Source organism: Rhodopseudomonas telluris, assembly GCF_042432815.1.
GTDB lineage: Bacteria > Pseudomonadota > Alphaproteobacteria > Rhizobiales > Xanthobacteraceae > Rhodopseudomonas > Rhodopseudomonas telluris.
On the sequence record NZ_JBHLWM010000008.1, the window covers coordinates 593,604 to 612,481 of the forward strand.

The 18,878-nt window shown below is 65.3% G+C and carries 17 protein-coding genes; 15 read left to right on the forward strand and 2 right to left on the reverse strand.

Going from position 1 to position 18,878, the window contains the following annotated elements:
- Positions 1-59 precede the first annotated feature (59 nt).
- The 9 genes from dusB to gyrA all read left to right on the forward strand — a co-directional run bounded on the left by dusB (position 60) and on the right by gyrA (position 13,244).
- Complete coding sequence (dusB, locus tag ACFFJ6_RS20195) at positions 60-1,124, forward strand: tRNA dihydrouridine synthase DusB (RefSeq protein ID WP_378391159.1); 1,065 nt, start codon at positions 60-62, stop codon at positions 1,122-1,124.
- Entirely contained in the window at positions 1,121-2,293 is a 1,173-nt protein-coding gene (locus ACFFJ6_RS20200) for a two-component system sensor histidine kinase NtrB (protein WP_378391161.1), read from the forward strand. The genes dusB and ACFFJ6_RS20200 overlap by 4 nt, the downstream gene beginning before the upstream one ends.
- A 10-nt stretch (positions 2,294-2,303) precedes the next feature.
- Positions 2,304-3,746: a nitrogen regulation protein NR(I) gene (gene ntrC / locus ACFFJ6_RS20205; protein WP_378391163.1), complete on the forward strand. Its 1,443-nt coding sequence runs from the start codon at positions 2,304-2,306 to the stop codon at positions 3,744-3,746.
- Positions 3,747-3,906: 160 nt separating this feature from the next.
- Positions 3,907-6,195 (forward strand): sensor histidine kinase NtrY-like, encoded by a 2,289-nt coding sequence (locus ACFFJ6_RS20210; RefSeq protein WP_378391165.1) that lies wholly within the window; start codon positions 3,907-3,909, stop codon positions 6,193-6,195.
- Between the two features lie 17 nt (positions 6,196-6,212).
- On the forward strand, positions 6,213-7,580 hold the full coding sequence (ntrX, locus tag ACFFJ6_RS20215; RefSeq protein WP_378391167.1) for a nitrogen assimilation response regulator NtrX: 1,368 nt from the start codon (positions 6,213-6,215) through the stop codon (positions 7,578-7,580).
- Between the two features lie 40 nt (positions 7,581-7,620).
- Positions 7,621-8,478, forward strand: a complete 858-nt coding sequence (locus tag ACFFJ6_RS20220) for a D-amino-acid transaminase (protein ID WP_378391169.1) — start codon at positions 7,621-7,623, stop codon at positions 8,476-8,478.
- A 212-nt stretch (positions 8,479-8,690) separates the two neighbouring features.
- Entirely contained in the window at positions 8,691-8,939 is a 249-nt protein-coding gene (gene hfq, locus ACFFJ6_RS20225; protein ID WP_002711839.1) for an RNA chaperone Hfq, read from the forward strand.
- Positions 8,940-8,950: 11 nt separating this feature from the next.
- Complete coding sequence (gene hflX / locus ACFFJ6_RS20230; protein ID WP_378391172.1) at positions 8,951-10,324, forward strand: GTPase HflX; 1,374 nt, start codon at positions 8,951-8,953, stop codon at positions 10,322-10,324.
- Positions 10,325-10,502: 178 nt separating this feature from the next.
- The gene (gene gyrA / locus ACFFJ6_RS20235) at positions 10,503-13,244 is read left to right on the forward strand and encodes a DNA gyrase subunit A (RefSeq protein ID WP_378391174.1); all 2,742 of its coding nucleotides are present in this window, start codon (positions 10,503-10,505) and stop codon (positions 13,242-13,244) included.
- Positions 13,245-13,358: 114 nt separating this feature from the next.
- Here the strand turns inward: gyrA and ACFFJ6_RS20240 are convergent, their stop codons facing one another.
- Positions 13,359-13,616: a hypothetical protein gene (locus ACFFJ6_RS20240; RefSeq protein WP_378391176.1), complete on the reverse strand. Its 258-nt coding sequence runs from the start codon at positions 13,614-13,616 to the stop codon at positions 13,359-13,361.
- A 333-nt stretch (positions 13,617-13,949) separates the two neighbouring features.
- Here ACFFJ6_RS20240 and coaD point away from each other — a divergent pair, with 333 nt between their 5' ends.
- The 5 genes from coaD to tgt all read left to right on the forward strand — a co-directional run bounded on the left by coaD (position 13,950) and on the right by tgt (position 18,065).
- Positions 13,950-14,447: a pantetheine-phosphate adenylyltransferase gene (gene coaD / locus ACFFJ6_RS20245; protein ID WP_378391178.1), complete on the forward strand. Its 498-nt coding sequence runs from the start codon at positions 13,950-13,952 to the stop codon at positions 14,445-14,447.
- Positions 14,448-14,474: 27 nt separating this feature from the next.
- Positions 14,475-15,038, forward strand: coding sequence for a peptidylprolyl isomerase (locus ACFFJ6_RS20250; protein WP_378391180.1), 564 nt, complete (start codon positions 14,475-14,477; stop codon positions 15,036-15,038).
- A gap of 188 nt (positions 15,039-15,226) precedes the next feature.
- Complete coding sequence (locus tag ACFFJ6_RS20255; RefSeq protein ID WP_378391182.1) at positions 15,227-15,691, forward strand: peptidylprolyl isomerase; 465 nt, start codon at positions 15,227-15,229, stop codon at positions 15,689-15,691.
- Between the two features lie 155 nt (positions 15,692-15,846).
- A complete protein-coding gene (gene queA / locus ACFFJ6_RS20260; protein ID WP_378391184.1) occupies positions 15,847-16,923 on the forward strand; it encodes a tRNA preQ1(34) S-adenosylmethionine ribosyltransferase-isomerase QueA in 1,077 nt (358 codons plus the stop codon).
- Positions 16,920-18,065, forward strand: coding sequence for a tRNA guanosine(34) transglycosylase Tgt (gene tgt / locus ACFFJ6_RS20265; RefSeq protein ID WP_378391186.1), 1,146 nt, complete (start codon positions 16,920-16,922; stop codon positions 18,063-18,065). Before queA ends, tgt begins: the two co-directional genes overlap by 4 nt.
- A 20-nt stretch (positions 18,066-18,085) precedes the next feature.
- Here tgt and ACFFJ6_RS20270 read toward each other — a convergent pair whose 3' ends face one another.
- A complete protein-coding gene (locus tag ACFFJ6_RS20270; protein WP_378391188.1) occupies positions 18,086-18,301 on the reverse strand; it encodes a hypothetical protein in 216 nt (71 codons plus the stop codon).
- A 312-nt stretch (positions 18,302-18,613) separates the two neighbouring features.
- On the opposite strand from ACFFJ6_RS20270, the gene ACFFJ6_RS20275 reads away from it, so the two are divergent.
- A complete protein-coding gene (locus tag ACFFJ6_RS20275; RefSeq protein ID WP_378391190.1) occupies positions 18,614-18,856 on the forward strand; it encodes a BrnA antitoxin family protein in 243 nt (80 codons plus the stop codon).
- The last annotated feature ends 22 nt before the right edge of the window (positions 18,857-18,878 follow it).

Genomic DNA, 18,878 nt, shown 5'->3' on the forward strand with positions numbered 1-18,878 from the left:
ACTGGCTAAACTGTAGGCAATGACGTATGATGCTCAAACATTGAGCTAGACCAGTCGCAATGACGCGCTGGCGACAGAATGAGCAGCTTGTGACCCGCCCCACAGTAACAGGTTCGCCGCCTTTGAAAATCGGCAATATTGCGGTGGCCAATCGGGTGCTGCTGGCGCCGATGTCCGGAATTACCGACGCGCCGTTTCGCAAACAGGTCGCAGCGCTTGGCGCCGGCCTGGTCGTATCCGAGATGACCGCCAGCGAAGACCTCGTCAACGGTCGCGCAATGTCGATTCGGCGCTGTGATGCGATCGAGGACGGACCGCACGTCGTCCAGCTCGCCGGCTGCCAGCCGCACTGGATGGCGGAGGGGGCGCGAATCGCCGAGGCGGGCGGCGCCGATATCATCGACATCAATATGGGCTGCCCGGCGCGGCACGTCACCGGCGGCCAGTCCGGCTCGGCGCTGATGCGCGATCTCGATCATGCGCTGACGCTGATCGAAGCCACGATCGGCGCGGTGCGCGTGCCGGTGACGCTGAAGATGCGGCTCGGCTGGGACGACCGCTCGCGCAATGCGCCGGGGCTGGCGCGGCGCGCGCAGGACGCCGGCGTGCAGCTCGTCACGGTGCACGGCCGCACCCGCAGCCAGTTCTACAAAGGCGAAGCCGACTGGGCCGCCGTTCGCGCGGTCCGCGAGGCGATCGAGATTCCGCTCGTGGTCAATGGCGACATCACTACCTACGAGGATGCCGTCGCGGCGCTCGATCAGTCGGGCGCCGACGCGGTGATGATCGGCCGCGGCGCGCAGGGTCAGCCATGGCTGCCGGGCCAGATCGGCCGCCGGCTCGAGGGTGGCGCGGCCGAAACGGCACCGTCACTGTCCGATCAGTTCGCTTATCTGCGCGAGCTGTATGACGGCGTGCTCGGCCTCTATGGCGAGCGCATCGGCCTGCGTCATGCGCGCAAACATCTCGGCTGGTCGCTCGATGTCGCGGCTGCCGCCAGCGGCGCGCCGGCCGACACACTCAAACACTGGAGAAGCCAGATCCTGACCGACACGAACCCGGCCCGTGTGCATCGCGCGCTCGCCGATGCCTACGACGACTTTGCCTGGAGAGCCGCAGCATGAACGCCGTCCTCGAACCGCGCGCCGCCAAGCCGAACGAGAGCGATGCGATCCTCAACGCGCTGCCGAATCCGGTGCTGCTGGTCGGCCCCGACGGCAAGATCATCGACGCCAACATGGCGGCGGAATCGTTCTTCGAAATCTCGACGCAGCTGTTGCAGCGGCAGTCGCTCACCGAGCTGGTGCCGTTCGGCAGTCCGCTGCTGGCGCTGATCGAGCAGGTGCGCAGCGGCAATTCGCCGGTGAATGAGTACAAGGTCGATCTCGGCACGCCGCGGATCGGCGCCGACCGTCAGGTCGATCTGCACGTCGCGCCGCTGACCGAGCGTCCCGGCCACATCGTGGTGATGCTGCAGGAGCGCACCATCGCCGACAAGATGGACCGCCAGCTCACCCATCGCAGCGCCGCGCGCTCGGTGATCGCGCTGGCCGCGATGCTGGCGCACGAGATCAAGAACCCGCTGTCCGGCATCCGCGGCGCGGCTCAGTTACTCGAGCAGCAGGCGTCGTCCGAAGACCGCATGCTGACGCGGCTGATCTGCGACGAGGCCGACCGCATCGTCACCCTGGTCGATCGCATGGAAGTATTCGGCGACGATCGCCCGGTGGCGCGCGGCCCGGTCAACATCCACTCGGTGCTCGATCACGTGAAGCGGCTGGCGCAGTCCGGCTTCGCGCGAAATATCAAGTTCGTCGAGGACTACGACCCGTCGCTGCCGCCGGTGCTGGCCAATCAGGATCAGCTGATTCAGGTGTTCCTGAATCTGGTGAAGAATGCCGCCGAGGCGCTGGTGGATCTCGGCTCGGAAGCCGAGATCCAGCTCACCACCGCGTTCCGTCCGGGCGTGCGGCTGTCGGTGCCGGGCAAGAAGACGCGCGTCTCGCTGCCGCTGGAGTTTTGCGTCAAGGACAACGGCCCCGGCGTGCCCGAAGACCTGCTGCCGAACCTGTTCGATCCGTTCGTCACCACCAAGGCCTCGGGCTCGGGCCTCGGGCTCGCGCTGGTCGCCAAGATCGTCGGCGACCACGGCGGAATCATCGAATGTGAATCGCAGCCGCGCAAGACCACGTTCCGCGTGCTGCTGCCGATGTACAACACGGCGAAGGCCTACAATCAGAGTACGGGCGAGGACGAGCCGGCGTCGTCTCCTGCCTCACAGAACGCAAGATGAGGACTGACTAATGCCCGCAGGTAGTATTCTTGTCGCGGACGACGACACCGCCATTCGTACGGTCCTCAATCAGGCGCTGTCGCGCGCCGGATACGAGGTGCGGCTGACCGGCAATGCCGCAACGTTGTGGCGCTGGGTGAGCCAGGGCGAGGGCGATCTGGTGATCACCGACGTGGTGATGCCCGATGAAAACGCCTTCGACCTGTTACCACGTATCAAGAAGATGCGGCCCAATCTGCCGGTCATCGTGATGAGCGCGCAGAACACCTTCATGACGGCGATCCGCGCGTCGGAGAAGGGCGCCTACGAGTATCTGCCGAAGCCGTTCGACCTGAAGGAGCTGATCGCCATCGTCGGCCGCGCGCTGGCCGAACCGAAGGAGCGCTCCAGCAATCCGGCCGAAGAGAACGAGTTCGACTCGATCCCGCTGGTCGGCCGCTCGCCGGCGATGCAGGAAATCTATCGCGTGCTGGCGCGGCTGATGCAGACCGACCTGACGGTGATGATCTCCGGCGAGTCCGGCACCGGCAAGGAACTGGTGTCGCGCGCACTGCACGACTACGGCAAACGCCGCAACGGTCCGTTCGTCGCCGTCAACATGGCGGCGATTCCGCGCGACCTGATCGAGTCCGAATTGTTCGGCCACGAGCGCGGCGCGTTCACCGGCGCCAACAGCCGCGCCTCCGGCCGGTTCGAGCAGGCCGAAGGCGGCACGCTGTTTCTCGACGAAATCGGCGACATGCCGATGGAGGCACAGACGCGGCTGCTGCGCGTGCTGCAGCAGGGCGAGTACACCACGGTCGGCGGCCGCACCCCGATCAAGACCGACGTCCGGATCGTCGCCGCGTCCAACAAGGACCTGCGCATCCTGATCCAGCAGGGCCTGTTCCGCGAAGACCTGTTCTTCCGCCTCAACGTCGTGCCGCTGCGGCTGCCGCCGCTGCGCGAGCACATCGAGGATCTGCCCGATCTGGTGCGACATTTCTTTGCGCTCGCCGAGAAGGACGGCCTGCCGGCCAAGAAGCTCGACGCCGCGGCGCTCGAGCGGCTCAAGCAGCATCGCTGGCCCGGCAACGTTCGCGAGCTCGAGAACCTCGCCCGGCGTCTCGCGGCGCTGTACCCGCAGGACGTCATCACCGCCTCGGTGATCGACGGCGAGCTGGCGCCGCCCGCGGTGGTCTCCGGCGGCAGCGTCTCGCACACCGTCGATAATCTCGGCGGCGCGGTCGAGATGTATCTGTCATCGCACTTCTCGGGTTTCCCGAATGGTGTGCCGCCGCCCGGCCTCTACCATCGCGTGCTGCGCGAGATCGAGGTGCCGTTGCTGACGGCTGCGCTGGCGGCGACGCGCGGTAATCAGATTCGCGCCGCCGATCTGCTTGGGCTGAACCGCAATACGTTGCGCAAGAAGATCCGCGACCTCGACATTCAGGTGTACCGCACCGGCGGCTGAGACGTCGCGACAAGGCTTTCTGCTGTGGACTGCGTAGTCGCCCGAGGTGGTTTGGGCGACGCGCCGCGATATTGTCGCAATTGAGCAACAATGTTGTAGGAATGCATCACATGGCCGCCTACGGGAGGCGGCCATTCGCATTCAATGATTCATTGCCAGAATGACCAGCGCAGAGACGTCGGCCCCAACCGTTGACGACCCCTCGATCGCCGAGCCGCGCACCGCCACCTGGCGCAAGCTGCTGGCGCCGCTCGCCGTGGGCGTGGCGCTGCTCTCGGCGTTTCTGACCTTCGTTGTCCTCACCGGCCTGACGCCGATCGCGCCGACTCGAGATGTCGTGGTGACGTTCCTGATGATCAACGCGGCCACCGTGCTGCTGCTGGTCGGAATCATCGCCCACGAGGTCTGGAAGATCATTCAGGCGCGGCGGCGCGGCCGGGCAGCGGCGCGGCTGCACGTGCAGATTGTGAGTCTGTTCTCGGTGATCGCGGTCCTCCCGGCGGTGCTGGTCTCGGTGGTCGCCAACGTCACGCTCGACCGCGGCCTCGACCGGCTGTTCTCCGGGCCGACCCGGGCGGTGATCCAGAATTCGCTGATCGTCGCCAACGCCTATCTGCACGAGCACGGCCAGCTGATCCGCGGCGACATCCTCGGCATGGCCAACGACATCTCGCACGCACGGCCGCTGTTCGATCAGGACCGCAAGTCCTTCCAGGAGTTTCTGACCGCCAGCGCCAAGACCCGCAATCTGCCGGGCGCGATGCTGATCGACAAGAACCGCGAGGTGCTCGCCTCAGCGCAGACCGGCATCCAGCGTGATTTCGATACGCCGGCGCCGGAGTTTCTCAGCAATGTCGACGACACCGAGCCGCAGATCGCGGTGTTCATCGAGGCCAATTACGTTGCCGCGGTGATCCGGCTGAAGGGGTTCGACGACACCTTCCTTTACGTGGCGCGCCTGCTCGATCCGCGGGTGGTGGCTCAGCTTCGCCAGACCCAGGCCAGCGTCGCCGAATATGCCGAGATCGAAGCGCGCCGGCTCGGCGTGCAGGTGGCGTTCGCACTGATGTTTACGGTGATCGCGCTGACCGTGCTGATGTCGTCGGTGCTGATCGGCCTGAACTTCGCCAACTGGCTGGTGGCGCCGATCCGCCGGCTGATGGGCGCCGCCAAGCTGGTCTCGACCGGTGACCTGCAGGTGCAGGTGCCGGTGTTCAAATCCGAGGGCGACCTGTCGCAGCTCGGCGAGACCTTCAACAAGATGACGCAGGAGCTGCGCACCCAGCGCGACGAGCTGGTCAGCGCCAGCGAGTTGATCGACAGCCGGCGCCGCTTCATCGAAGCCGTGCTGTCCTCGGCGAGCGCCGGCATCATCGGCGTCGACGGCTCGCTGTCGATCGGCATCCTCAACCGCTCCGCCGAGAAGCTGATCGGCCATTCGGAGTCGGAGACGCTCGGCCATCCGCTGTCGGAAGTCATTCCCGAGCTCGACGAGATGATGGCCAATGCCCGCGAGGGCTCGCAGCGGCTGGTGCAGGGGCAGATCACGATCAACCGCGACGGCCGCGAGCGCATCCTGTCGGTGCGTGTCACCGCCGAGCAGACCGGCCACACGCGTGACAGCTACATCATCACGCTGGACGACATCACCGAGCTGGTGTCGGCGCAGCGCACCTCGGCCTGGGGCGATGTCGCGCGCCGCATCGCGCACGAGATCAAGAATCCGCTGACGCCGATCCAGCTCTCGGCCGAACGCATCAAGCGCAAGTTCGGCAAGGTCATCGTCGAAGACAAGGGCATCTTCGAACAGTGCACCGACACCATCGTGCGCCAGGTCGACGACATCCGCCGGATGGTCGACGAGTTCTCGCGCTTCGCCCGGATGCCCAAGCCGGTGATCGAGGGCGAGGATGTCGCCGACACCGTGCGGCAGGTGGTGTTCCTGATGCGGGTCGGGCATCCGGAGGTCGACATCGAGGCGGAGGTCAAGGACGACCCGCTGCGTGCGCGGTTCGACCGCCGGCTGATCTCGCAGGCGCTGACCAACATCATCAAGAATGCCACCGAGGCGATCGAGGCTGTCCCGCCCGAAGAACTTGGCAAGGGCAGGATCGAGGTCGTCGCCGCGCGCGACGGCGAGGACGTCGTCATCGATGTCATCGACAATGGCATCGGTCTGCCCAAACAAAGCCGTTCGCGTTTGCTCGAACCCTACGTGACCACACGCGAGAAGGGCACGGGGCTCGGGCTCGCCATCGTCGGGCGCGTGCTGGTCGACCACGGCGGCGGAATCGAACTCAACGACGCATCCGATATCCGGCCCGGACAGCGCGGAGCGTGGATGCGACTGCGGTTTGCGATGTCCGGTCAGCCCGCGACACCGCCCGCCGGTGAACCAAAAACCAGTGCCGGCAACGAACCAACGATAGCAGCTGCGAGCAGCGGCTGAATTGACAGGCGTGACACATGGCGAATGACATCCTGATCGTCGACGACGAAGCGGACATCCGCGATCTCGTTGCCGGCATTCTCGAGGACGAAGGCTTCAGCACGCGCACCGCGCGTGACAGCGATTCCGCGTTGGCGGAGATCGCGTCCCGTCGTCCGAACCTGATTTTCCTCGACATCTGGCTGCAGGGCAGCAAGCTCGACGGCTTGCAACTGCTCGAACAGATCAAGAAGGAGCACGCCGAGGTCCCGGTCGTGATGATCTCGGGTCACGGCAACATCGAAACCGCGGTGGCGGCGATCAAGCGCGGCGCCTACGACTTCATCGAGAAGCCGTTTAAATCCGATCGGCTGCTGCTGGTCGCGACGCGCGCGCTGGAGACCTCGCGGCTCAAGCGCGAGGTTCGCGAGCTGAAGCAGCAGGCGCCGTCGGCTTCGACGCTGATGGGCCGGTCGGCCTGCATGAACCAGCTGCGCCAGACCATCGAACGCGCCGCCAAGGCCAACAGCCGCATCCTGATCGTCGGCCCGTCCGGCTCGGGCAAGGAGCTGGCCGCGCGGACGCTGCACAACGCGTCGAGCCGCGCCGAGGGGCCGTTCGTGGTGATCAATGCGGCCGCGATCACGCCGGAGCGGATGGAGGTCGAACTGTTCGGCACCGAGCCGAACGGCGAGCAGCCGCGCAAGGCCGGCGCGCTCGAAGAGGCGCATGGCGGCACGCTGTTCATCGACGAAATCGCCGACATGCCGCGCGAGACCCAGAACAAGATCCTGCGCGTGCTGGTCGAGCAGACGTTCCAGCGCCTCGGCGGCACCGCCAAGATCAATGTCGATGTCCGCATCATCTCGTCGACCGCCCGCAATCTGGAAGAGGAAATCGCCGCGGGGCATTTCCGCGAAGATCTGTATCACCGGCTGTCGGTGGTACCGATCCGGGTGCCGCCGCTGTCGGAGCGGCGCGAAGACATTCCCGAACTGATCGAGTACTTCATGGATCAGATCTCGGCCGCCACCGGCCTGCCGAAGCGGCAGATGGGACAGGACGCGATGGCGGTGCTGCAATCGCATGTCTGGCCCGGCAATGTCCGCCAGCTCCGCAACAACGTCGAACGCGTGATGATCCTCGCCGGCGGCGGGCCCGACGCGGTGATCACCGCCGACATGTTGCCGCAGGACGTCGGCTCGATGGTGCCGACCATGCCGACCGGCAACAATGGCGAGCACATCATGGGGCTGCCGCTGCGCGAGGCGCGCGAAGTGTTCGAGCGCGACTATCTGATCGCGCAGATCAGCCGGTTCTCCGGCAACATCTCACGCACCGCCGAATTCGTCGGCATGGAGCGCTCGGCGCTGCATCGCAAGCTCAAGGCGCTCGGCGTCGGCTGATCGGCTTCATAACAACAACAATCAACATTGGACCGAACCGATGTCGCGTATCGCCTATGTGAACGGCCGCTATCAGGATATGCGCGACGCCAGCGTGAACATCGAGGACCGCGGCTATCAGTTCGCCGACGGCATCTATGAAGTCTGCGAGGTTCGTGGCGGCAAGCTGGTCGACATGCCGCGGCATCTGGCGCGGCTGCAGCGCTCGCTCGGTGAATTGCGGATCGCCGAGCCGATGCCGCTGTCGGCGCTGTCGGTGGTGATGCACGAAGTGGTACGCCGCAATCGCGTGCAGTTCGGCATCGTGTACTTGCAGATCAGCCGCGGCGTGGCGCGCCGCGACCACGGCTTTCCGGCCGGCAGCGTGAAGCCCAGCGTCGTGGTGACCGCGCGGACGATCAATCCGGCCAAGGGCGCCGAGAACGCCGCGCGCGGCATCAAGGTGATCACCGTCCCGGAGAACCGCTGGCCCCGGGTCGATATCAAGAGCACCGCGCTGCTGCCGAACGTTCTCGCCAAGCAGGCGGCCCGCGAAGCAGGGGCTTACGAGGCGTGGTATGTGGATAGCGACGGCTTCGTCACCGAAGGCTCATCGAGCAACGCCTGGATCGTGACCAAGGAGGGCCGTGTCGTTACGCGCCCGGACAAGTCGGGTATCCTGTCAGGGATTACCCGAAGCGTTTTGAAGGATGCGCTCGAAGCGCTGCAGATTCGTTTCGAGGAGCGCGCGTTCACGCCGGAGGAGGCCGCCGGCGCGGCCGAGGCGTTCGTCACCGCGGCGAGCATGATCGTGATGCCGGTGGTTGCGATCGATGGCCATACCATCGGAAGCGGCAAACCCGGACCGGTAGCGCTCCGCCTGCGGGAGCAGTTCCACCGCTTCGCCGCGTTTTCCTAATTTTTCGTCGTACGGAAGACGCTGCGTCCGATTTAGCTGCTTGCCTAAAAAGCACGCGTACTCTCTAATCCACTGTCGGCTTTCAGAGGGGGATCTCAGGGAGGCTGGCAACCGTTGCGAAGCTCCGGTGAGACAACGTTTCCGAAGAGACCCGTTTCTGAAGAGAGACACGCTGCGGCAAGAAAAGACCCATTCCAATTGCGGGAATAAAAATGGCGGCAGACCGCGCACAGAATCTACAAGACACCTTCCTAAACCACGTTCGAAAAACAAAAACTCCTCTCACGATCTTCCTGGTGAACGGAGTCAAGTTGCAAGGCATTGTCACGTGGTTTGATAATTTCTGCCTGTTGTTGCGGCGCGATGGACACTCCCAGCTGGTGTACAAGCATGCGATCTCGACGATCATGCCGGGCGCACCGATCCAGTTGTTTGAAGGCGGCGAGGATTCCCCAGCTTGAGACGGTCCTGATTGGAACCCCGTAGCTTCGACGGGGGCGCCGACCGCCCGCAGGGGTCGGCAGACGGCCAGACCGGACGCGTGATTGTCGTCGGGCCGTATCTCCGTGTGCGCAAAGGCGATCCCGACGCCGTCGACCACCGTGCCGTGCGTGACAACGACGCCCGCCTCGACGAGGCGGCGGGGTTGGCGCGCGCCATCGATCTCGATATCGCCGAGGCGGTGCTGACGCCGATCAGCCAGATCCGGCCCGCCACCTATCTGGGCAAGGGCAAGGTCGAGGAAATCGTCGGCGTCATCGCCGCGCATCACGCCGACCTGGTGGTGATGGATTGCGCGCTGTCGCCGATCCAGCAGCGCAATCTGGAGAAGGCCTGGAACACCAAGGTGCTCGATCGCACCGGCCTGATCCTGGAAATCTTCGGGCGCCGCGCCAAGACCAAGGAAGGTGCGCTGCAGGTCGAGCTCGCCCATCTCAACTATCAGCGCTCGCGGCTGGTCCGGTCCTGGACCCACCTCGAACGCCAGCGCGGCGGCTTCGGCTTCATGGGCGGCCCCGGCGAGACCCAGATCGAAGCCGACCGCCGCCTGATCGGCGAGCGCATCACCCGGCTGGAGAACGAGCTCAAGAAGGTCCAGGCGACACGCCGGCTGCACCGCGCCGGCCGGCAGCGGGTACCGTATCGGGTCGTGGCGCTGGTAGGGTATACGAATGCCGGCAAGTCGACGCTGTTCAACCGGCTGACCCGCGCCGACGTGCAGGCGGCCGACATGCTGTTCGCGACCCTCGACCCGACGCTGCGTGCCTTGAGTTTGCCTCATGGTGGAAAGGCGATGTTGTCGGACACCGTGGGCTTCATTTCCAACCTGCCGACCCAGCTCGTCGCGGCCTTCCGCGCCACGCTGGAAGAGGTTCTGGAAGCCGACCTGATCCTGCACGTTCGCGATATCAGCCACGAAGACGCCGAAGCCCAGGAGCGCGACGTCGACACCGTCCTGCGCCAGCTGGGCGTCGATGCAGGTGGCGGCCGCATCCTCGAAGTCTGGAACAAGATCGATCGCTTCGAGCCCGAGCAGCGCGAAAACCTGGCTAATATCGCCGCTCGGCGCGACCAGGAACACCCGGTGTTTCTCGTCTCCGCGGTCAGCGGCGAGGGCGTCGACGATCTGCTCCTCGCGATCGAGCAGCGCCTCGCGGCGACGCGCACGGTACTCGACCTGACGATCGACGCCGCCGATGGCGCCGGCGTCAGCTGGCTGCATCGCAACGCCGAGGTGCTGTCGAAGCAATTGCAGGACGGTCGCTACGTGATGACGGTGCGCGCCGACGAGACCAAACGTGACGCCATTATCGAGCGTTTCCAGGCCGTGGTGCGCGAAGAATAACCAGCTTCCCGGACGGCGCGCCGGGTATCCTGCGAGACGCTTCGATCGGTTCTTCTGAATGGCCGCTAAGTCATTGGAAAAACGACAGGAAAAACCTGCGAAACTGAGCCGGTGAGGGTGGCTTGCGCCGGCCCGATGCGGTATATGAGTCGCATCAGATTCTGACCGGAACTCACCTTTGTCCGACAAAGACGACGAGAAGACCGGGGAGCCGCAGGCGCCCTCGGATATCCGCCCCGTTTCCATCCTCGACGAGATGAAGCGGAGCTACCTCGATTACGCGATGAGCGTGATCGTGGCGCGTGCGCTGCCGGATGCCCGCGACGGGTTGAAGCCGGTGCACCGGCGCATTCTGTACGGCATGTACGAGAACGGCTTCGAGTGGAACAAGCCGTATCGCAAGTCGGCGCGCACGGTCGGCGACGTCATCGGTAAGTATCATCCGCACGGCGACCAGTCGGTGTACGACGCGCTGGTCCGCATGGCGCAGGACTTCTCGATGCGCGTGCCGTTGATCGACGGTCAGGGCAATTTCGGTTCGGTCGACGGCGATATGCCCGCGGCGATGCGCTACACCGAATCCCGCCTGACCAAGATCGCGCAGTCGCTGCTCGACGACATCGACAAGGACACGGTCGACTTCCAGCCGAACTACGACGGCTCCGAGCGGGAGCCGCATGTCCTTCCGGCGAAGTTTCCGAACCTCCTGGTCAACGGCGCCGGCGGCATCGCGGTCGGCATGGCGACCAACATTCCGCCGCACAACCTCGGCGAAGTGATCGACGCCTGCATCGCACTGATCGACGATCCGGCGCTGTCGATCGAAGACCTCAACGGCATCATCCCGGGCCCCGACTTCCCGACCGGCGGCATCATCCTCGGCCGCGCCGGCATTCGCTCCGCCTACAACACCGGTCGCGGCTCGATTGTGATGCGCGGCAAGGTCGAGATCGAAACGGTGCGCAAGGATCGCGAGGCGATCATCGTCTCGGAGATCCCGTACCAGGTGAACAAGGCCACCATGGTCGAGCGCATTGCCGAACTGGTGCGCGAGAAGAAGATCGAGGGCATCTCGGATCTGCGCGATGAATCCGACCGCGACGGCTTCCGTGTGGTGATCGAATTGCGACGCGACGCGGTGCCCGAAGTGGTGCTGAACCAGCTGTACAAGTTCACGCCGCTGCAGACCAATTTCGGCGCCAACATGGTGGCGCTCGACGGCGGCCGGCCGCAACTAATGAACTTGAAAGACCTGTTGCAGGTCTTCGTCGCGTTCCGCGAACAGGTCGTCACCCGCCGCACCAAGTTCCTTCTCAACAAGGCGCGCGACCGCGCCCATATCCTGGTCGGCCTCGCGATCGCGGTGGCGAATATCGACGAGATCATCAGGGTCATTCGCAATTCGCCCGATCCGAACACGGCGCGAGAGACCTTGATGTCGCGCGACTGGCCGGCGGCCGACGTCGCGGCGATGATCACGCTGATCGACGATCCGCGCCACAAGCTCAATCCGGACGGCACGGCACGGCTGTCGTTCGAGCAGGCCAAAGCCATCCTCGATCTGCGGCTGCAGCGTCTCACCGCGCTGGGCCGCGAGGAGATTTCCGACGAGCTCGACAAGCTTGCGCTCGAGATCGCGGACTATCTCGACATCCTGCGCTCGCGCGCGCGGGTGCAGACGATCGTCAAGGATGAACTCGGCGCCGTGAAGGTGGAGTTCGCCACGCCGCGCAAGACCACGATCATCGAGCAAGAAGGCGAGGTCGAAGACGAAGACCTGATCCAGCGCGAGGACATGGTCGTGACCGTGTCGCACGCCGGCTACGTCAAGCGCGTGCCGCTGTCGACCTATCGGGCTCAGCGCCGCGGCGGCAAGGGCCGCTCCGGCATGGCGACGCGCGAGGAGGATTTCGTCTCGCGGCTGTTCGTCGCCTCGACGCATACGCCCGTGCTGTTCTTCTCGTCGCGCGGCCAGGTCTACAAGGAGAAGGTCTGGCGGCTGCCGGTGGCGCCGCCGAACGGCCGCGGCAAGGCGCTGATCAACATCCTGCCGCTGGAGCAGGGCGAGCGTATCACCACGATCATGCCGCTGCCGGAGGACGAGGAGTCCTGGGCCGCGCTGGACGTGATGTTCGCCACCACCGGCGGCAACGTCCGCCGCAACAAGCTGTCGGACTTCGTCGATGTCCGCCGCTCCGGCATCATCGCGATGAAACTCGACGACGGCGAGGCGATCGTCGACGTGCAGATCTGCACCGAGCGTGACGACGTGCTGCTGACCGCCGCTGGCGGCCAGTGCATCCGCTTCCCGGTGCCGGACGTCCGCGTGTTCAGCGGTCGCACCTCGATGGGCGTGCGCGGCATCGCGCTCGCCTCCGGTGACAAGGTGATCTCGCTCAGCATCCTGCGCCACTTCGAGGCGACGCCGGCCGAGCGCACGACCTACCTGAAGCAGTCCGGCGCCAGCCGCCGTGCCGCGACAGGCGAGGACGTTGAAGTCGTCGAGACGCCCGAGGTCGAAGCCGAGGAGGGCGAGGCCGTGACGTCGCTCAGCGTCGAGCGCTACGCCGAGATGTCGGCGTCCGAGCAATTCGTGCTGACGATTTCGGAGAACGGCTACGGCAAGCGCACCTCGTCGTTCGAGTACCGGACGACGGGCCGCGGCGGCAAAGGCATCGGCGCGATGTCGGTGAATGGCCGCAATGGCAAACTGGTGGCGTCGTTCCCGGTCGAGGATTCGGACCAGATCATGCTGGTGACCGACGCCGGCCAATTGATCCGCTGCCCGGTGGAAGGCATTCGCGTCGCCGGACGCTCGACGCAGGGCGTGATCGTGTTCGATACTGCCGACGACGAGAAGGTCGTCTCGGTCGAGCATATTCCGGAAGCGGAAGAAGCTGAAAACGGCAACGGCGGCTGATCGGCCGCCGGGTTACCCCGAATCGAAAGGCCCCCGGCGGGCACACCGAGGGCCTTCAGAGAGCGCTCCTGGAGGGAAAGCGCTTGGAAATCTCTTGGCGTTAACGCGCAAGCCTCAAGGGCGTTCCGCGGTCACGAGGCGGGCCTGCTGGATCGCCGCGTTTCGGCGATCGACGCTGCGCAGGCAGGACGGCTCGAAATTCGGCCAAGCCTGCTCGGAACAGCTGGTCCCCACCGGGCGGATGTCGAGGCGATCACCCTTGGCGAGCGCGACCGGCACGCTGGCTTCGACGCGCGGCGCGAAGCCCGGCAGGATGGTGAGAGCGGCGGCCACGAACGCTGCAACGGCGACTGCGGAAAGAGCCTTGATCATAGCGGTCCCCTGTGTTCCTGCCCGGCCTGGCGTTGGTTTGTGCCTTGTGGCCGGACTTGTTTGTCGCTTCCCAGTGCGGGTGGTGTAACCGAGGCCGGTTTCAGAACGTCTTCGTCGCCGCGCTATTGCGTTTCATCGCGCCGCCGATTGTTTCTCCTGCCCGGGTTCCGCGAAACACTCCGGGAAAAACCGTAATGTTTTCAGCGGCCCGCTTGTCCCCTGATAGACGTTTGAGCCGGCTATTCGGTTCGATCCGCAGAGCGAAATAAAAGCCCGCATCGGGCCGGAACCACACTGGCTTGCGGGCTTCCTGCTGCCGCGCTAGACGGAAGTATGTCCCGTATCGCGCTGTATCCCGGCTCCTTCGATCCCGTCACCAATGGTCATCTCGACGTCGTCCGCCACGCGGTCGCGTTATGTGACAAACTTGTGGTGGCGATCGGCATCCATCCCGGCAAGAAGCCGCTGTTCACCACCGAGGAACGCCTCGCAATGGTGCGCACGGTGTTCGAGCCCGTCGCCCGGCAGGCCGGTTGTGAGTTTGATTGTACCACCTACGACAACCTCACCGTGACCTCGGCCCAGCAGGTCGGCGCGACGATCATGATCCGCGGCCTGCGTGACGGCACCGATCTCGACTACGAGATGCAGATCGCCGGCATGAACGAGACCATGGCGCCGACGATCCACACCGTGTTCGTGCCGGCCTCCGTCGGCGTCCGCCCGATCACCGCCACACTGGTGCGGCAGATCGCTGCGATGGGCGGCGACGTCTCGGCCTTCGTGCCGCCGGAAGTCGCGGCCAGCCTGAAATCCAAACTCGCCGGCTAGCCGGCTTCTTTTCCGATCGGAGTTTCCATGATCCGTTTGATGGGCCTTTTCGCCGCGCTGCTGTTCGCCGTGCCGGCGCTGGCGCAGCCGCTGCCGGCCAATCTCGACAAGGCCAATGCGATCGTCATCGACAGCACCAAGGGCCGCATCGTCATCCAGCTTCGCCCCGACATCGCTCCGCAGCACGCCGAGCGGATCAAGCAGCTGGCGCGCGACGGCTTCTACAACAACGTGCCGTTCCACCGGGTGATGGCCGGCTTCATGGCGCAGACCGGCGACGGCGAGAAGTTCAACGGCACCGGCGGCTCGAAATATCCGAACCTGAAGCAGGAATTCTCCATCGTGCCGTTCAAGCGCGGCATCGTCGGCATGGCCCGCCGCGGCGACAGCGTCGACAGCGCCAACTCGCAGTTCTTCATCATGTTCGACGACGGTCCCAGCCTCAACGGCCAGTACACCGTGATCGGGCAGGTGGTGTCCGGCATGGACGTGGTCGACAAGCTGAAGAAGGCTTCGGCCGGCTCGCCCGGCGGCTCGGTGACCGACCCGGACAAGATGGTCAAGGTGCAAGTCGCCTCCGACATCAAGTAATCGGCTGCAACGCGCCCTGCCGGCTCATCCCGGCACAGCGCGTCCGATCGCAAAAATAGAAACAGATAGCTCCGTTCACGCTTTTGTCGTCGCAAGGCGGCATCGGCCACGCCATCGCAGGACGACGGCGCCTTCACGCTGCGGTTCTTCGATCGCAGGACATTCCCCAAACCAGATGAGAAGAGACCATGGCTGACAACGACAACATCCTGATCCTCGAAACCACCCAGGGCCCGGTGAAGATCGAGATGCGCCCCGACCTCGCGCCGAACCACGTCGCCCGCATCAAGGAGCTGGTGCGCGAGGGCTTCTACGACGGCATCGTGTTCCACCGCGTGATCGAGGGCTTCATGGCGCAGACCGGCTGCCCGCAGGGCACCGGCACCGGCGGCTCGGGCAAGAAGCTCAAGGCCGAGTTCAACAAGGAGCCGCACGTCCGCGGCACCGCCTCGATGGCCCGCGCCGCCAATCCGGATTCCGGCGACAGCCAGTTCTTCATCTGCTTCGACGACGCCCGCTTCCTCGACAACCAGTACACCGTGTGGGGCAAGGTGATCGAAGGCATGGAGAACGTCGACAAGATCAAGCGCGGCGAGCCGGTGCAGAACCCCGACAAGATCGTCAAGGCCTCGATCGCCGCCGACGCGGCTTAAGCCACTTGTGATGTCCTCATGGTGAGGAGCGCGCGCAGCGCGCGTCTCGAACCATGAGCGCCGCGGATACCTCGTCCTTCGAGTCGCCGCGGCGAAGCTCTTCGAGCTTTGCCGCGGCTCCTCAGAACGAGGCGCACTCCGGGTTTAACCCCCTCATGCGCACCGACCTGTTCGACTTCGATCTGCCGGCGGAGAACATCGCGCTGCGGCCGGTGTCGCCGCGCGATGCTGCGCGGATGCTGGTGGTGCGTCCGGGGGGACCGCTCGAGGATCGTATCGTGCGCGATCTGCCGGGGCTGCTTGCCCCCGGCGATCAGCTCGTCGTCAACGACACGCGAGTGATCGCGGCGCAGCTCTCCGGCCGCCGGATCGGCCGCCCCACCGAGCCGAAGATCGACGCGACGCTGATCAAACGGCTCGACGGTTCGCGCTGGCAGGCGCTGGTGAGGCCGGCGAAAAAGCTCAGCGAAGGCGACGTCGTTCGGTTCGGCCACGACGACCGGGTCTGCCTGCTGGGCCATCTCGACGCCACCGTCGAGGCCAAGGGCGATGCCGGCGAGGTGACGCTGAGCTTCAGCTTTCACGGCCCCGCGCTCGACCAGGCGATTGCCGAACTCGGCGCGACGCCGCTGCCGCCCTACATCGCGTCGAAGCGCGCGCCGGACGCGCAGGACGCCGCGGACTATCAGACCATGTTTGCCGCCAAGGAGGGCGCCGTCGCGGCCCCGACCGCGGGGCTGCACTTCACGCCCGAGCTGGATGCGGCCCTGGCCGAGCGCGGCGTGACGGTGCACCGGGTGACGCTGCATGTCGGGGCCGGGACATTCCTGCCGGTGAAGGCCGACGACACGGCCGAGCACAAGATGCACGCCGAGTGGGGCACGATCAGCAAGGCCACGGCCGACGCGCTCAACGCGGCGCGCGCGCAGGGCGGCCGGATCGTCGCGGTCGGCACCACCTCGCTGCGGCTGCTGGAAAGCGCCGCGCGCCCGGACGGCATGATCGCGCCGTTCGCCGACGAGACCTCGATCTTCATCACGCCGGGCTATCGCTTCCACGCCGTCGATATCCTGATGACCAATTTCCACCTGCCGCGCTCGACGCTGTTCATGCTGGTGTCGGCATTCAGCGGCCTCGACACGATGCAGGCGGCCTACCGCCACGCCATCGAATCCGGCTATCGCTTCTACTCCTATGGCGACGCCAGCCTGCTGTTCCGGGAGCCCGCATGAGCGTGCCGAACCATTTCGAACTGCTCGGGACCGACGGCGCAGCGCGCACCGGCCAGCTGACGACGCCGCACGGCGTGGTGCGCACGCCGGCCTTCATGCCGGTCGGCACCGCCGGCGCGATGAAGGGGCTGCACTGGCGCGAAGTCCGCGACGCCGGCGCCGATATCGTGCTCGGCAACACCTATCATCTGATGCTGCGGCCGGGCGCCGAGCGGATCGCGGCGCTCGGCGGGCTGCAGCGCTTCACCACCTGGAACGGTCCGATGCTGACCGACAGTGGCGGCTTTCAGGTGATGTCGCTGGCGCAGCTCCGCAAAGTCTCCGAAAAGGCGGTCACCTTCCGCTCGCATATCGACGGCGCCGCGATCGAGCTGTCGCCGGAGCGCGCCATCGAGGTGCAGCTTCTGCTCGGCAGCGACATCGCCATGCAGCTCGACGAATGCGTGCGGCTGCCGGCGGAACACGCCGACATCGATCGCGCGATGCAGCTGTCGCTGCGCTGGGCCGAGCGCTGCAAGCGGGCTTTCGAGCGCGCGCCGCAAGGGCATATGCTGTTCGGCATCGTGCAGGGCGGCGACGTCCCCGAGCTTCGTCACGCTTCGGCGCGCGGCCTGATCGAGCTCGGCTTCCACGGCTACGCGATCGGCGGCCTCGCGGTCGGCGAGCCGCAAGAGGTGATGTTGGCGATGATCGAGGAGGCGGCGCCGATCCTACCCACCGACCGGCCGCGCTATCTGATGGGCGTCGGCACGCCGGAGGACATTCTCGAAGCGGTGGCGCGCGGCATCGATATGTTCGACTGCGTGATGCCGACACGAAACGGCCGCCACGGCGTCGCGTTCACGAAGTTCGGTCCGGTCAACCTGCGTAACGCGCGCCACGCCGACGATCCGCGCCCGCTCGACGAGACGAGCGACTGGCCCTCGACCCGCAACTGTTCGCGGGCCTATCTGCATCATTTGATCAAGTCTGGCGAAACGCTCGGTGCGATGCTGCTGTCCGAGATCAACATCGGATACTATCAGCACATGATGCGCGATATGCGTGCGGCCATTGCGGCCGGTACATTCGAGGCATTTCGCGCGCAGACGAAGCAGGGATGGGCGCGTGGCGACATTGCGCCTCACGCCAGCGCGTCATGACGACGCGCGACGCCGCGCAATCAATTACAGGTGAAGCGCTTCAGCGCATGCTTGGTCACGAAGCCGTAACCGCAGGTGTCGCAGGTCCACAGATAGCTGATGATGTTCTCGGTCAGATACGCCGAGGCCTCGGCCGCGATCATCGAATCTGCGCAAACCGGGCAGGCCGGCAGATCGCAACCACGCGGCGCCGGACGAGGGGTTTTGGTCGACAGGAACTCAGCGAACGCTGGCATCGTGACCTCCTCAACATCCAGTGGGGCTGAACTTCCGAGTTGCACGAACTATACACCCGGAACTCTGACGATGTCGCAACAGAAATGCGTTCGTTTCGCGAAATTCGATTCTGCGCTGCAGCGCTCGCGATGCAACGGTGTTTTGCGGAGCCTTTGCTGCGCATCGCTTGCGCAGATTGTGCAATCGTGCGGCACATCGGCGTGCGTGGCGTAAACAGTTAGTTACCAAGTCGGATATGCTTTGTGTCAGTTCGTTGCGTCGCCCCACATCCGTCAGCGCTGCTGACTAACTAATCGCCGAAGAGGAAGACCATGTCTCAGCCCCCCCGCCGCCCGCGCACCCTGAACGATGCCCGCACCGAAGCTGAAGCTGCTTTCAAGAAAGTGACGACGAAGCCCGTCGAGGCCCCGGTGGTGAAACGGCAGGGCCTGCCAGGCGTGAAGGAAATGGTGTCGTTGCGGATCGATCAGGACGTGCTGGAACACTTCCAGTCCGAAGGCCCCGGCTGGCAGGACCGCATCAACGCCGCGCTGCGCAAGGCCGCCGGCCTCTAAGCAGCTGATATTCGCGGCCTGG